The sequence below is a fragment of the uncultured Piscinibacter sp. genome (assembly GCF_937952055.1).
Classification (GTDB): Bacteria; Pseudomonadota; Gammaproteobacteria; order Burkholderiales; family Burkholderiaceae_C; genus Piscinibacter.
The window spans coordinates 45691-58940 of sequence record NZ_CALFYO010000014.1 but is presented as its reverse complement, the minus strand read 5'-3'; the positions used below and the strand labels follow the sequence as shown (position 1 = coordinate 58940).

Below are 13250 nucleotides of genomic sequence, written 5' to 3'. Positions count from 1 at the left end.
TTCGGCACCGCCGGCTGCAACCTCGCCTGCAAGTTCTGCCAGAACTGGGACATCTCGAAGAGCCGTGAGATGGACCGCCTGATGGACGCTGCCTCGCCCGAGCGCATCGCGCACGCGGCGCACGACAGCGGCTGCAAGAGCGTCGCCTTCACCTACAACGACCCGGTGATCTTCGCCGAGTACGCGATGGACGCCGCCGACGCCTGCCACGCCCTCGGCGTGCAGACCGTGGCGGTGACGGCCGGCTACATGCACGCCGAGCCGCGGCGCGCCTTCTACGCCAAGATGGACGCCGCCAACGTCGACCTGAAGGGCTTCACCGAGGCCTTCTACTTCCAGCAGACCGGCGCCCACCTCGCGCCGGTGCTCGACACGCTGCAATACATCGTGCACGAGACCGGCTGCTGGCTGGAGATCACCACCCTGGTGATCCCCGGCCGGAACGACAGCACGGCCGAACTCGAGGCGATGACGCGCTGGGTGGCCGATCACCTCGGACCGCAAGTGCCGCTGCACTTCACCGCCTTCCACCCCGACTACAAGATGACCGACGTGCCGGCCACGCCACTGGCCACGCTGCAGCGCGCGCGCGGCATCGCGCTCGCCAACGGCCTGCGCCACGTCTACACCGGCAACGTGCACGACCGCGAAGGCGGCACGACCTTCTGCAGCGGCTGCGGCGAGGCGCTGATCGAGCGCGACTGGCACGCCGTGGGCCGTTACGCACTGAATGCGGGCGGTGCCTGCCCGCACTGCGACACGCCCCTGGCCGGACGCTTCGGCAGCGCGGCCGGCGGCTTCGGCCGGCGGCGCATTCCGCTGCGCGTGGCGATGCGCTGAGACCCGGACGGGGACCGTCAGTGGTCCTCGATGCGGGTGCCGTTCTCCTCGGCGAGCTCGCCGGTCTCGGCATCGACCCAGTCCGCCAGGCCCAGCTCCTGCTCGGCCTCCTGCAGCGTCTCGCCGGGCTCGATGCTCTCGTCGCCGGCGGCATTCATGTCGTCCAGCGCCTCCTGCACCGTGGCGAAGGGGCCGAACTGCTGGTGACCGTCGGGCGCGAGCCAGTAGTAGCCATCCGGGTGGCGCACCACGCTGCCGTCGTCGGGCAACGACAGATCGGCCAGCGACGCCTCGTCGAAGCCGGGCTCCGGCGGCGTGTTCAGCGTGGCTTTGAGCGACTTCATGGCGATCCCTCTGCTGCGGACAGGCCCATCCTAGTCCCGACACGCCCGTCTGTGTTGGCCTGAATCAAGCTGTCACCCCCCCTGCCGGCACGCCGGCATACTGCGGCGTCACCGAATTGCACGGAGCCCCACCCATGAGCCTGCGTCCGCTGTTCGCACGCCTGCTGATCCTGCTCGCGGCCCTCGCCCTCGCCGGCTGCGCCGCGCTGCAGCCACGCGACCCGCTGCGCGTGGAGGTGGTCGGCATCGAGCCCGCCCCAGGGCAGGGCCTGGAGCTGCGCCTGGCCATCAGGCTGCGCATCCAGAACCCCAACGAGGCTGCGGTCGAATACGACGGCACCGCGCTCGAGCTGGAGGTCAACGGCCAGACGCTGGCCACCGGCGTGAGCGACCAGCGCGGCAGCGTGCCGCGCTACGGCGAGACCATCCTCGTCGTGCCTGTGAGCATCTCGGCGATGAACGCGGTGCGCCAGGCGCTGGTGTTCGCCGACGGCACGACGCGCGAGGCCGTGCCTTACGTGCTGCGCGGCAAGCTCGCCGGCGGCGCCTTCGGTGCCGTGCGCTTCACCAAGGAAGGCTCGATCGCCATCACGGCACTGACCGGCTCACGGCGCTGACGCGCAGGCGCCGAGACGCTCGATCTGACGCCGCGGCAGGCGCTGCAGCGCGCACAGCAGCGCGTGGTCCGCGCCGCCCGGAGACTGCGCCACCAGCGCGGCGTGGCGCTCGCACAGGTCGTGCTGCATGCGCAGCAGCAGCTGCGCGGTGACCTCGGCATCGGCCAGCGCGCGGTGCGCGCGCCCGGCACTGTGCAGGCCATGCCACGCGGCCAGCGTACCGAGGCGGTGGTTGGGCGCCTGCGGATAGAGCCGCCGCGCCAGCAGCAGCGTGCAGGCGAAACGATGCGCATCGTCGGGCACGCAGTCGGCGCGCGCGGCTTCCGCTTCCCAGAAGCCCCGGTCGAAGGCGGCGTTGTGCGCCACCAGCGGGCAGCCTTGGGTGAAACGCATCAGCTCGTGCATCACCGCGCATGCCGGGGGCGCGTCGGCCAGCATCGCGTTGCTGATGCCGGTGAGCTGTTCGATGAACGGCGGAACCCTGGCGCCACTGTTCATCAGGCTCTGGAAGCGACCGACGATGCGACCGCCCGCCACCAGCACTGCCGCCACCTCGGTGGCGCGCGCGCCCTGCGCGGGCGACATGCCGGTGGTCTCGAAGTCGACGACGGCGATGGTCTCGTCGTTCACGGCCACGTTCAGATCGCTCCCACGCAGCCGGGCGCGCCGCAGCGGCAGCGCAGCTTGCCCTCGTGGTGCGTCTCGCCGTAATTCACCGTGATCTCCTCGCCCGGCACGAGCGCGCGCATCGCATAGAACTCGACACGGCCCTGGCGGATGCGCAGCACGGCGTTGGGCTGGCAGGAATGGTTGGTGAAGCGCAGCGGGTCGCTCGAGCGCGAGGCGTCGATCGCGCGCGTCTCGCTCACCTCGACGATCATGATGCGCTGCGCGCCCTTGGCGCGCCGCCGCGCCTCGCGCACGCTGATCGCCTCGCCGCGGATCTCGCCGATCTTGCGCCGCGCCGGCACCTTCTCGCCGGCGAAGGCGCCTTGCCCGTCGATGCGGCTCGGGCGCACCTCGACGGCGAACTTCTGCGGGTCGCTCGGCACGCCCTTGCGGCGCGGCGCGGCCGCGGCCGGGGGCGGCGAGGACAGCGGTTCGAGGCTTGGCATGGCCCGCATTGTCGCGTCAAGACCGGTGGACGGAAGCCGCCGCGTGGCCTGGTGATACGCGAGCGGCGCAGCCGGACATGCTCCACCACGGTTTCGCCCGAGCGCGGCCGCAACCGAGTCGTCCGATACTCCCGGGGCGCCTCTCGCGCCCCGCACCGTGATCCACCTCGACGCCAACGCCACCGCCGCCCCGCTGGGCTGGCCTGCCTTGATCGCCGCGCTGAGGCGCGCCTTCGCCGAAGGCCGCGAGGTGCCGCTGCGCCACACCCACCGCATCGACGACCCGAACGGACCCGGCGGCACGGTGCTGCTCATGCCGGCCTGGCGGGCCGGCCACTACCTCGGCCTGAAGACGGTGACCATCTTCCCCGGCAACAGCGCACGCGGCCTGCCCGGCCTGCATTCGCTGTACACGCTGTTCGACGCGACGACCGGCGTGCCGCTCGCGCAGCTCGACGGCGACGTCGTCACATCACGACGCACCGCCGCGGCGTCGGCGCTGGCGGCCAGCCTTCTGGCGCGGGAAGACGCCTCGCGGCTGCTCGTGCTCGGCAGCGGCCGCGTGGCACGCCTGCTCGCGCCAGCGTTGCGCAGCGTGCGGCCGATCACGCAGGTGCGGGTGTGGAACCACCGCACCGAAGGCGCCGAGTCGCTGGCCACGCAGTGGCGCGCAGAGGGTTTCGATGCGCAGGCCACCGCCGACCTGCCCGCCGCCGTGGCCTGGGCCGACATCGTCAGCTGCGCCACCCTGGCCGCGGCGCCCCTGGTGCGCGGTCCCTGGCTGCGCGAAGGGGTGCACCTCGACCTGATCGGCAGCTTCACGCCGCAGATGCGCGAGAGCGACGCCGAGTGCTTCGCACGCAGCCGCGTGTTCGTGGACACCGAGGAAGCGCTGGCCAAGTCGGGCGACCTGCTCGGTGCGGTGGCCGAGGGCAGCTTCGATGCCGCGCGGCTGCAGGGCACGCTCGCGCAGCTGTGCCGCGGCGAGCGCGGCGGCCGCGCCGGCGCGCGCGAGATCACGCTCTTCAAGGCGGTGGGCAACGCGCTCGAAGACCTCGCCGCGGCCGAGCTGGTGGCCGACGCTATGCTCGCCGCGTGAACGCCACCGACCGCACCTTCCGGCACCACTTCGAAGACTTCACGCCCGGCTCGGTGCGCGAGTCCGGGGGCAAGACCGTCTCGCGCGAAGCCGTGCCCGCCTTCGCACAGGAGTTCGACGCGCAGCCCGTCCACATCGACGACGCGGCCGCCGAGGCCTCGCTGTTCGGCCGCCTGTCAGCCAGCGGGTGGCACACCGGCGCGATGACCATGCGCATGATCTGCGACGGCCACCTGCTCGAGGCGGCCAGCCTCGGCTCGCCGGGCATCGACAGCCTGCGCTGGCTCAAGCCGGTCCACCCCGGCGACACGCTGAGCGTGCGTCTGGAGGTGCTGGAGTCGCGGCCCTTGGGCAGCCGGCCCGACGTGGGCCTGGTGCGCTCGTGCCGGGAGGTGCTGAACCAGGACCGCGAGGTGGTGCTGCGCATGGAGGGCTGGGGCATGTTCCGCCGGCGCCCGTCCGGAGCACACGCATGAGCCGGGCCGGCGTCGAGGCCGTCGCCGAGGCCCTGCTCGCGGCCCGCCGCAGCGGCATGCCCGCCGATGCGACGCCGCTGGCCGATGCGCTGGCCGACGCCGACGAAGCCTACGCCGCGCAGCAACGGGTCGCCGAGACACTGGGCTGGTTCGCCGCCGGCGCGCCGCGCCACTGGAAGTCCGGCGGGCCGGGCCGCACGCAACCGCTGACCCATGCGCCGTTGCCGCCGGCGGGCGTGTGGCGCCACCCGGCCGACGCGTCGCGCTGGCCGATGCACACGCGGCTGGTGGAGTCGGAGGTCGCGCTGCGCCTGGGCCGCGAGGTGGACGCGGCCCTCGCCGCCAGGCTCGACCTGGCCAGCGCCTCGGCGCTGGTCGACGCGATGGCGGTGGCCATCGAGATCGTCGACTCGCGCTGGCAGCAGGGGCTGGCCGCGCCGGCCTTGCTGCGCCTGGCCGACCTCGCTTCGCATGCCGCGCTGGTGCTCGGCCACTGGGTTCCCTATGCGCCGCGGGACTGGTCGGAACAGCGCTGCCGCCTCGTCATCGGCGCGCAGGAGCCGGTCCAGCGTCGCGGCACGCACTCCTGCGGCGACCCGGCCTGGGTGCTGGCCGACTGGTTGCGCCATGCCACCGCGCGCCACGGCACGCTGCCGGCCGGCACGGTAGTGACCACCGGCACCTGGGCCGGCGCACCGGCGGCGGCCGTCGGCGACCGCGTGTTGCTTTCCTTCGACGATATCGGTGAGGCAGAAGCTCACTTCTGACGCAAGTGGCGCACTGATGAGATAGCCGATCGCAAATGGCCGAAAATGGCGGCTCCGCCCGTCCCCTGGCGCCTCGGCCTCGACATGCTTTACCCGGATTCGAAGGAACAGCCGGCGCCGCTGCACCCGATCACCTACGCCGTCTGGTACGACTACCTGGCGGGCCGCAACCCGGACCTGCGCGCTGAAATCGATGCCGCAAGGCTGCGGCAGGTGCCGCTCGGCGACGACATGGTGCGCGCGCTGTACCGGCGCCACATGCTGGAGGCCGCAGCCGATGCCACATACCGGGTCTCCGACGGCCTGCGCGCGGTGATGGACGAGGTCGGCCACAGCGCTGCGCAGACCGGCGACCGCGTCAGCGAGTTCAGCGCGTCGCTGCAAGAGACCGGCGGCCGCATCGCCAGCCTGGGCATGCCCGACAGCCTGGGGCCGGAGATCGACACCTTGCTCAGCGGCACGCGCGACACCGGCGCGAGCCTGGCCGCGCTGTCGAAGCGGCTGCAGTCGGCGACCGCCGAACTGGAGCAGTTGCGCGCCGAACTCGACCTCGCCAAGCAACAGGCGACGATGGACTCGCTCACCGGCGTCACCAACCGGCGTGGCTTCGACGAATCGCTGGCGGCGATGCTGCTCGACCACGCCGCGGAGGATCCCGGGCCGAGCGTGCTGCTGATCGACCTCGACCACTTCAAGCGGATCAACGACCAGTTCGGCCATGTGTTCGGCGACACCGTGCTGAAGAGCGTCGCGCTGGCGATCCGCTCCTGCGTGAAGGGGCGTGACCTGGTGGCGCGCTACGGCGGCGAGGAGTTCGTCGTGCTGCTGCCCGCCACCGCGCTGCCCGGCGCGCGGGCGCTCGCCGAGCAGATCCGCACCACCATCGCCGCCGCGCGCATCCGGCGAGACGATGGAAGCCTTGATCGAGCGCGCCGACCAGGCCCTCTACCGCTCCAAGCGCGAGGGCCGCAACCGCGTCACTGCGGGCGAGTAGTGGCGGATTGCCAGGTGGCGCTGATCGCGGCGACGTGGCGGTGGTCGGTGCCGCAGCAGCCGCCCAGCACGTTCAGTGCCGGCAGCGGCTCGCGCAGGCGCCGGTAGTGGCCGGCCAGGTCCTCGGGGTCGCCGTCGTCCAGCGTGGTCATCGCATCCAGTTCGGCATGGCTGCACCGGGAAGCGTTGGCACGCAGGCCGCGGATGCGCTGCCGCCATGCGCCCCCCTGGGCGAGCACGGGGTCGAAGTGCGTCGGGTGCGCGCAGTTGACCATGTAGTAGGCCGGCGGCGCCACGCCGTCGCGATCGGTCGCGTCGATCGCCTCGGCGAGCGACTCGCCGCTGGGCAACCGACCGTCGGTCTCGACGGTGAAGGAGATCGCGCAGGGCTTGCCGAGCGCTGCGGCGGCGCGCGCCACGCCGATCGCCTCGCCGCTTGTGGTCATGGTGATCGCGCCGATCATGTCCACGCCGGCCTCGGCCAGCGCCCGCGCCTGAGGCAGGTGGGCGCGCATCGCATCGTCGCCGCTCATCGGCTGGCCCGGCAGGTAGCCGTCGCCGCGCGGTCCGATGCAGCCGCTGACCACGATGGGCCCGCCGATCGCCCCGGCGTAGGCGTCGCGCAGCGAATGCATCAGCGCCACGCCCTCGGCGTTCAGCCGGCGCATCGCGGCATCGTCCCGTCCGAGCTTGCGCCCCCAGTCGAAGCCGGCGCGCCAGGTCGGGCTCTCGAGAATGAAGCCGGCACCCGGCGAGGCGGCGGCGATGTCGAGGTAGCGGCGGTAGTAGCGCGCCAGCGTCTCGCGGCCCGCGGGGCTGTCCAGCAGCACGAAGGCGGCGAATTCGGGCAGTTCGATGCCCTCGTGGTAGATCAGCGTGGTCTCGATGCCGCCGTCGGTGAGGAACCAGCCGCCTTCGGTCTGCGGCAGGGTGGGTGCGTTCGTCTTCATGTCAGATCTCCTTCACGGCCGGCCGCGACACGTCGCGCAGGCGCAGCATGTCCAGCACGCGCGACGAGGCGCCGTGCCAGAACCCGGTGTCGTGCTCGTAGCCGGCCGGGTTGCGGTAGGTGCCGAACAGCATGTCGAACACCGGCAGGTCGGCGTAGTTGTAGTGGTGGATGCCGCGCGCGTGGTGCACGGTGTGCATTTCCGGGCGCTGCACGAACCAGCCCAGCCAGCGCGGCGTGCGCACGTTGGCATGCTGGAAGATGGCCAGGAAGGTGATGGTCAGCAGCACGATCGTCGCCGCCTGCGCGGGCACGCCGAGCAGGGTGAGCGCCAGGCTGGGCAGCAGCGTCCAGGTCACCATGTCCATCGGGCTGAACCAGAACGCGCCCAGCACGTCGAGGCGCTCCGCACTGTGGTGCATCTGGTGGATGCCGCGCCACAGCGGCGTGAAGCGGTGCATGGCGCGGTGCCAGGTGTAGGCACCGAGCTCGTAGACCGCCAGGCCCGCGGCCGCCGCGGCCCAGGTCGGCCACCCGGAGAGGTCGAACAGCTGCAGCGCAGCGAGCGGCTCGCCCCACAGCAGCGGCAGGTAGGACGAGAGCAGGAAGTAGACGACGAACGCGCCGAACGCACGTGCCGTCCAATGGCGCACCTTCGGAAGCGTGCGGCCGGGGGCCAGCGCCTCCCAGAGCGCGAGTCCGCCGAACATGGCGAAGACGATCCAGCTCAGTGGATCGAGGATCAGGTCGAGGGGTGTGGGCATGAGGGGCCTCCGTTGAACGTGCCACCACTGTGGATGGGTTGCCCGTCCGGCACTAAAGTCATCCGTGCAAGGAAGCGGCCATTCGTGCCACCATCCGCCATGACGAACCCCGCATCTCCCGTCACCGTGGCCCTGCTTGCCGCGCCGGACGTCACGGCGGCCACGCTCTTCGGCTTTCATGACTCGCTGTACAGCGCCGGCCGCGATTGGCAGATGCTGCACGGCCACGCCGAGCCGCGCTCGCTGTTTCGCCCCATCGTCGTCAGCCGCGATGGCGGCACGGTGACCGCCGCCAACGGCGTGCCGATCCGGGCCGAATGCAGCCTCGCCGACTGCCCACCGGTCGATGCGATCTGCGTCACGGACCTCGCGGTGGCACCCAGCGAGTCGATCGGTGACCGCTACGACGCCGAGGTGGCCTGGCTGCGCCAGCGCCACGACCAGGGCACGCTGATCGGCTCGGCCTGCTCGGGCGCGATGCTGCTGGCACGCACCGGACTGCTCGACGGCATCGACGCCACCACGCACTGGGCCTACTGCGAGGCGCTGCGCCGGGACCATCCGACGACGCGCTGGCACCCCGAGCGCGGCCTGATCGTCGCCGGCGGAGACCGGCGCATCGTGATGGCCGGCAGCGGCGTGGCCTGGCACCAGCTGGTGCTGTTCCTCATCGCGCGCTTCGCCGGCCCGCAGGAGGCGATGCAGGTCGCGCGCATCAACCTGCTCGACTTGAACCACACCAGCCCGATCGCCTATGCCTCGCTGACGCACGGCGCCCAGGCCGCCGACCCGCTGGTGGCGCGCTGTCAGCAATGGGCCGCCCAGCATTACCAGGCGGAGTCTCCGGTGGCTCAGATGGTGGCGCTGTCGGGCCTGCCCGAACGCACCTTCAAGCGCCGCTTCACCCAGGCCACCGGCATGAGCCCGCTCGAGTACGTGCACACGCTGCGGCTCGAGGAGGCCAAGCAGATGCTCGAGTCGGGCGACCTCCCGGTGGAGGCAATCGCGCTCGAGGTCGGCTACCAGGATGCAAGCTTCTTCGGCCGGCTGTTCCGCCGCAAGGTGGCCCTCACGCCGGCGCAGTACCGGCGCCGCTTCCAGCCGCTCGCGCAGCGGCTGCGCCAGGCGCAGGCGGACGCCGCCTGATCACCAGTCGTCGTTGTCAAGCTGGCCGGGCGTGCTGTCCTCGTCGACCAGCGTGTTGCCCAGGCCGAGCAGCTCTCGCGCGCGCTGCAGCGCGATCAGTCCGCGGTGCGTGCGCTGGTGGTGGTGCAGTCCGCGCTCCATCGTCCACACCACGTCGATCAGCTCGGAACTGCCCTTCGCGGCACGCACGCGATCGACCAGCCGTCCGCTGGCCGGCTGCGGATCGCAACGCAGCGACTCGAGCAGCTGCGCACGCGCCTGTTCCAGCACCGGCTGGTCCTCCGCCAGCACCAGCACCGGCGGCGGTGGCGGTGGCGGCGGCAGCACGACGCGCGAGGGTGGCAGGAAGGGCTCTCGCGGCAGCTCGATGACCGGTTCGTGGCGCGCCTGCCTCGGCGGCGGCTCGAGCAGGCGTGCCAGCGGCACGCGTTTCGCAGCAGGGGGCGGCGGCGGCGGTGGGGGCGGGGGTGGGGGCGGGGGCAGCGGGCGCGCCGCCATCGCCGGTTCAGGAGCCGGCGGCGGCTCGGGCGCAGGCTCGGCTTCCGGCTCCGGCTCCGGCTCCGGCTCTGACACCACCTCCACCGCCAACTCCGTGATCTGAGCCTGCGGGGGCGCCTCCAGCGGCGCCTCCACCGGCGGCGGCGCCGGCGGCTCCTCGGCTGGCAGTTCGACGAAGCCCATGCGCACCAAGTCCTCGAAGTGGCTGGTGGCTGCTCCGGCCTGGTGTGCCAGGCTCAGCACCTCGGACAGCGGGCGCCGTCCGTCGACCAGGAAGAGGATCGTGCGGTGCCGCTGTCCCAGCTCGCCGGTGCGACGCCGCATGGCCTCCTGACCGCGAACGGTCTTGGTGGGGACGGGGGGCGACGACATGGGCAGACAGGTATGCAGATAACCGCTGATGATTGTCGCAGTTCAACCGGAGTGCACGAAGCGAGTGCCCGCGCTCGTGCGAAATGTGGCTTGATGGCGGTCAGTCCGCCACGCCCGCGACCCCGGAGAATCCCCGATCCCCACACCGCCCATGGATGCCTCCCCCGCCGCCGCCGCCGCCGCCCGCGAGACCGTGTTCCGCGCCACGGGCCTGGCCAAGACCTACCGCACCGGTGAGGTCGAGGTGCGCGCGTTGCACGGCGTCGACCTGGAGATCGCCGCCGGCGAGTTCGTCGTGCTGCTGGGTCCCTCGGGCAGCGGCAAGTCCACGCTGCTGAACATCCTCGGCGGGCTGGACGTGCCGAGCGCCGGTGAGGTGTGGTTCGCCGACCACCGCCTGTCCGGCGCCAGCGAGGGCGAACTGACCACCTTCCGCCGCGAACATGTCGGCTTCGTGTTCCAGTTCTATAACCTGATTCCCAGCCTGACGGTGCGCGAGAACGTCGCCCTGGTCACCGACATCGCCGAGCACCCGATGCCGGTCGACGAGGCGATCGACCTGGTCGGGCTGACGCCGCGGCGCGACCACTTTCCGGCGCAGCTTTCGGGCGGCGAGCAGCAGCGCGTGGCGATCGCGCGCGCCATCGCCAAGCGCCCCCAGGTGCTGTTGTGCGACGAGCCCACCGGCGCGCTCGACTACCAGACCGGCAAGCTGGTGCTGGAAGTGATCGCTCGCATCAATCAGGAGCTGCACACCACGGCCGTGGTGATCACGCACAACGCCGCCATCGCCGGCATGGCCGACACGGTGATCCACCTCGGCGACGGCACGGTCCAGCGCGTCGATCACAACGCGCACAAGATCTCGCCATCCGAGCTGTCCTGGTGAGACGGCGATGAAGGCCCTCGACCGCAAGCTGCTGCGCGACCTGCGCCTGATGTGGAGCCAGGCGCTGACCATCGCGCTGGTGGTGGCCAGTGGCATCGGCGGCTTCATCACCAGCCTGTCGGCGGTGGACTCGCTGGCCCGCGCGCGCGACGAGTTCTACGCCGACGGGCGCTTCGCCGACCTGTTCGCAGGCGTCAAGCGGGCGCCCGACGCGCTCGCCGAGCGGCTGGCCGCCCAGCCGGGCGTGGCCGAGGTGCAGACGACGGTGGAGCAGATGGTGCGCGTCGAGCTGCCCGGATTGCCCGATCCGATCATCGGGCAGCTCATCGGCATGGATGCGCAGCGGCCGTCGTCGCTGAACCGGGTGGCGCTGGCCAGCGGCCGTGCCCTCGACGGCGCCGGCGTGCGCCGCGGCGACGGCAGCCTGGAAGTGCTGGTCTCGCAGGGCTTCGCGCAGGCGCGCGGCCTGAAACCCGGCTCGACGCTGAAGGCGCTGGTCAACGGCCGGCAGCGCACGCTGGTCGTCGTCGGCACGGCGCTCTCGCCCGAGTTCGTCTTCGCCGGCCTGTGGGGCATGCCGGACCTGCGCGGCTTCGGCATCTTCTGGATGGACCGCGAGTCGCTCGCCTCCGCCTACGACATGAATGGTGCCTTCAACCGCATCGCCATCCGGCTGGCGCCGGGCGCCTCCGAACCGGCGGTGATCGACGCGCTGTCGCGGCTGCTCGAACCCTATGGCGGGCGCGAGATCCACGGCCGCGCCGACCAGACCTCGCACGCCATGCTCGACAACGAGATCAAGGAGCAGCGCGTGCTCGGTACCGTGCTGCCGGCGATCTTCCTCGGCGTCGCCGCCTTTCTGCTCAACGTGGTGGTGTCGCGGCTGGTCGCCACGCAGCGCGAGCAGATCGCCGCGCTGAAGGCGCTCGGCTACCCGAACCGCGACATCGGCGCGCACTACCTCAAGCTGGTCATGCTGATCGTGCTGGTCGGCCTGGCGCTCGGCGTGGCACTCGGCGACCGGCTCGGCACCCTGTTCACCGGCCTTTATGCCGAGTTCTTCCACTTCCCGCACTTCGACCACCGCATCGCGCCCTGGCTGCTGCTCGTCAGCATGGGCATCACCGTGGCCACCGCGGTGCTGGGCACGCTCAACGCCATCCTCGCCACGGTGCACCTCGCGCCGGCCGAGGCGATGCGCCCACCGGCACCCGGGCGCTACCGCCGCACGCTGCTCGAGCGACTGGGCATCCAGGCGCTGGGGCCGGCGCTGCGCATGATCATCCGCAACATGGAGCGGCGGCCGCTGCGCACCGGCTTGTCGATCGCCGGTGTGGCCGCCTCGGTGGCCATCGTCGTGCTGGGCAACTTCTTCCGCGACGCCATCGAGTACATCGTCGATGCGCAATTCAATGTGGCGATGCGTAGCGACGTGGCGGTCTGGCTGGTCGAGCCCGGCGACGACGCGGCGCGCCTTGACCTCGCGCGGCTGCCGTCGGTGACGCAGGTGGAGTCCACCCGCTTCGTGCCGGTCACCTTCCACCGCGGCCACCGCAGCGAGCGCAGCATGATCCGCGGCTACGACGGCCGCGCCGTGCTCTACCGCGTGGTCGATGCGGAGAACCATGCGACCACGCTCGACGGCATGGGGCTGGTGCTCACCGACCGCCTCGCCGACAAGCTCGGCGTGCGCGTCGGCGAGTCGCTGCAGGTCGAGGTGCTGGAGGGCCGACCGCGCACCATCGAGCTGACCGTCGGCGCGACGGTGCGCGAGATGATGGGCCTGAACGCCTACATGGACCGCGAGGCGCTGAACCGCGCGCTCGGCGACGGCGACCTCTCCAGCGGCTTCGTGCTCGCCACCGAGCGCGGCCGCGAGGAGGGCCTGCTGGAGGCGATCAAGACGTTGCCGCGCGTGGCCGGCGCCTTCAGCAAGGCGACCATGCTGCGCAATATGCAGGAGATCAGCGCGCGCAACGTGCGCATCATGAGCACCATCCTGACCGCCTTCGCTGCCGTCATCGCCGTGGGCGTGGTCTACAACAACGCGCGCATCGCGCTGGCCGAGCGCGGCTGGGAGCTGGCCTCCCTGCGCGTGCTCGGCTTCACGCGCGCCGAGGTGTCGACGCTGCTGCTCGGCGAACTGGGCCTGGTCATCGCCATCGCGCTGCCGCTGGGCATGGCGCTGGGCTTCGGCCTGGTGCACCTGATCTCCGGGCTGCTGGCGTCGGACCAGTTCTACTTTCCGGTGATCATCTTGCCTCGCACCTATGCGTGGGCGGCGATCGCCGTGCTCGCCGCCGGCGTGGTCAGCGCGCTGATCGTGCGCCGCCGCATCGACCAGCTCGACATGGTGGCCGTGCTGAAGACAAGGGAATGAC

14 protein-coding genes and 1 pseudogene are annotated in these 13250 nt (G+C 71.7%); 9 read left to right on the top strand and 6 right to left on the bottom strand.

Annotation, left to right across the window (positions count from 1 at the left end; translation table 11 throughout):
- Window positions 1-840: AmmeMemoRadiSam system radical SAM enzyme (gene amrS / locus Q0599_RS05575; protein WP_298826821.1), on the top strand; the 840-nt coding region annotated here is incomplete at its 5' end.
- Window positions 841-857: 17 nt separating this feature from the next.
- Here amrS and Q0599_RS05570 read toward each other — a convergent pair.
- Complete coding sequence (locus Q0599_RS05570) at window positions 858-1184, bottom strand: hypothetical protein (protein WP_298826818.1); 327 nt, start codon at window positions 1182-1184, stop codon at window positions 858-860.
- Window positions 1185-1318: 134 nt separating this feature from the next.
- On the opposite strand from Q0599_RS05570, the gene Q0599_RS05565 reads away from it, so the two are divergent.
- On the top strand, window positions 1319-1801 hold the full coding sequence (locus tag Q0599_RS05565; RefSeq protein ID WP_298826816.1) for an LEA type 2 family protein: 483 nt from the start codon (window positions 1319-1321) through the stop codon (window positions 1799-1801).
- Here Q0599_RS05565 and Q0599_RS05560 read toward each other — a convergent pair.
- Both Q0599_RS05560 and Q0599_RS05555 read right to left on the bottom strand, forming a co-directional pair.
- Window positions 1790-2431 carry a PolC-type DNA polymerase III gene (locus Q0599_RS05560; protein WP_298826813.1) on the bottom strand — a complete coding sequence of 214 codons (642 nt, stop codon included), beginning with the start codon at window positions 2429-2431 and terminating at the stop codon, window positions 1790-1792. The genes Q0599_RS05565 and Q0599_RS05560 overlap by 12 nt on opposite strands.
- A gap of 8 nt (window positions 2432-2439) precedes the next feature.
- Window positions 2440-2916, bottom strand: a complete 477-nt coding sequence (locus Q0599_RS05555) for an SET domain-containing protein-lysine N-methyltransferase (protein ID WP_298826811.1) — start codon at window positions 2914-2916, stop codon at window positions 2440-2442.
- 157 nt (window positions 2917-3073) lie between these two features.
- On the opposite strand from Q0599_RS05555, the gene Q0599_RS05550 reads away from it, so the two are divergent.
- From Q0599_RS05550 to Q0599_RS26110, 4 genes and pseudogenes are all read left to right on the top strand, one after another.
- Complete coding sequence (locus tag Q0599_RS05550; protein WP_298826809.1) at window positions 3074-4015, top strand: ornithine cyclodeaminase family protein; 942 nt, start codon at window positions 3074-3076, stop codon at window positions 4013-4015.
- Complete coding sequence (locus Q0599_RS05545; protein ID WP_298826807.1) at window positions 4012-4491, top strand: MaoC family dehydratase; 480 nt, start codon at window positions 4012-4014, stop codon at window positions 4489-4491. Before Q0599_RS05550 ends, Q0599_RS05545 begins: the two co-directional genes overlap by 4 nt.
- Window positions 4488-5258, top strand: a complete 771-nt coding sequence (locus tag Q0599_RS05540; RefSeq protein WP_298826804.1) for a fumarylacetoacetate hydrolase family protein — start codon at window positions 4488-4490, stop codon at window positions 5256-5258. The genes Q0599_RS05545 and Q0599_RS05540 overlap by 4 nt, the downstream gene beginning before the upstream one ends.
- A 45-nt stretch (window positions 5259-5303) precedes the next feature.
- Window positions 5304-6152 (top strand): annotated as a pseudogene (locus tag Q0599_RS26110) (GGDEF domain-containing protein); the annotation flags it as partial.
- An 83-nt stretch (window positions 6153-6235) separates the two neighbouring features.
- Here Q0599_RS26110 and Q0599_RS05530 read toward each other — a convergent pair.
- Together Q0599_RS05530 and Q0599_RS05525 are read right to left on the bottom strand one after the other, a co-directional pair.
- Entirely contained in the window at window positions 6236-7201 is a 966-nt protein-coding gene (locus Q0599_RS05530) for a homocysteine S-methyltransferase family protein (RefSeq protein ID WP_298826802.1), read from the bottom strand.
- A 1-nt stretch (window position 7202) separates the two neighbouring features.
- Window positions 7203-7964, bottom strand: coding sequence for a sterol desaturase family protein (locus tag Q0599_RS05525; protein ID WP_298826800.1), 762 nt, complete (start codon window positions 7962-7964; stop codon window positions 7203-7205).
- Window positions 7965-8063: 99 nt separating this feature from the next.
- Between Q0599_RS05525 and Q0599_RS05520 the strand changes: the two genes are divergently transcribed.
- Window positions 8064-9110: a GlxA family transcriptional regulator gene (locus Q0599_RS05520; protein ID WP_298826798.1), complete on the top strand. Its 1047-nt coding sequence runs from the start codon at window positions 8064-8066 to the stop codon at window positions 9108-9110.
- Here the strand turns inward: Q0599_RS05520 and Q0599_RS05515 are convergent, their stop codons facing one another.
- Window positions 9111-9932: a hypothetical protein gene (locus Q0599_RS05515; RefSeq protein WP_298826797.1), complete on the bottom strand. Its 822-nt coding sequence runs from the start codon at window positions 9930-9932 to the stop codon at window positions 9111-9113. It lies immediately after the preceding gene.
- Between the two features lie 199 nt (window positions 9933-10131).
- Here Q0599_RS05515 and Q0599_RS05510 point away from each other — a divergent pair, with 199 nt between their 5' ends.
- On the top strand, window positions 10132-10869 hold the full coding sequence (locus Q0599_RS05510; protein ID WP_298826794.1) for an ABC transporter ATP-binding protein: 738 nt from the start codon (window positions 10132-10134) through the stop codon (window positions 10867-10869).
- 7 nt (window positions 10870-10876) lie between these two features.
- Window positions 10877-13249, top strand: coding sequence for an ABC transporter permease (locus Q0599_RS05505; protein WP_298826792.1), 2373 nt, complete (start codon window positions 10877-10879; stop codon window positions 13247-13249).
- Window position 13250: the final 1 nt, after the last annotated feature.

Excerpts from the sequence above, each read along its gene's own strand:
- Q0599_RS05570 (WP_298826818.1), bottom strand. The coding sequence starts at position 1,184 with ATGAAGTCGCTCAAAGCCACGCTGAACACGCCGCCGGAGCCCGGCTTC.
- Q0599_RS05565 (WP_298826816.1), top strand. The coding sequence starts at position 1,319 with ATGAGCCTGCGTCCGCTGTTCGCACGCCTGCTGATCCTGCTCGCGGCC.
- Q0599_RS05555 (WP_298826811.1), bottom strand. The coding sequence starts at position 2,916 with ATGCCAAGCCTCGAACCGCTGTCCTCGCCGCCCCCGGCCGCGGCCGCG.
- Q0599_RS05540 (WP_298826804.1), top strand. The coding sequence starts at position 4,488 with ATGAGCCGGGCCGGCGTCGAGGCCGTCGCCGAGGCCCTGCTCGCGGCC.
- Q0599_RS05530 (WP_298826802.1), bottom strand. The coding sequence starts at position 7,201 with ATGAAGACGAACGCACCCACCCTGCCGCAGACCGAAGGCGGCTGGTTC.
- Q0599_RS05525 (WP_298826800.1), bottom strand. The coding sequence starts at position 7,964 with ATGCCCACACCCCTCGACCTGATCCTCGATCCACTGAGCTGGATCGTC.
- Q0599_RS05520 (WP_298826798.1), top strand. The coding sequence starts at position 8,064 with ATGACGAACCCCGCATCTCCCGTCACCGTGGCCCTGCTTGCCGCGCCG.
- Q0599_RS05515 (WP_298826797.1), bottom strand. The coding sequence starts at position 9,932 with ATGCGGCGTCGCACCGGCGAGCTGGGACAGCGGCACCGCACGATCCTC.
- Q0599_RS05510 (WP_298826794.1), top strand. The coding sequence starts at position 10,132 with ATGGATGCCTCCCCCGCCGCCGCCGCCGCCGCCCGCGAGACCGTGTTC.
- Q0599_RS05505 (WP_298826792.1), top strand. The coding sequence starts at position 10,877 with ATGAAGGCCCTCGACCGCAAGCTGCTGCGCGACCTGCGCCTGATGTGG.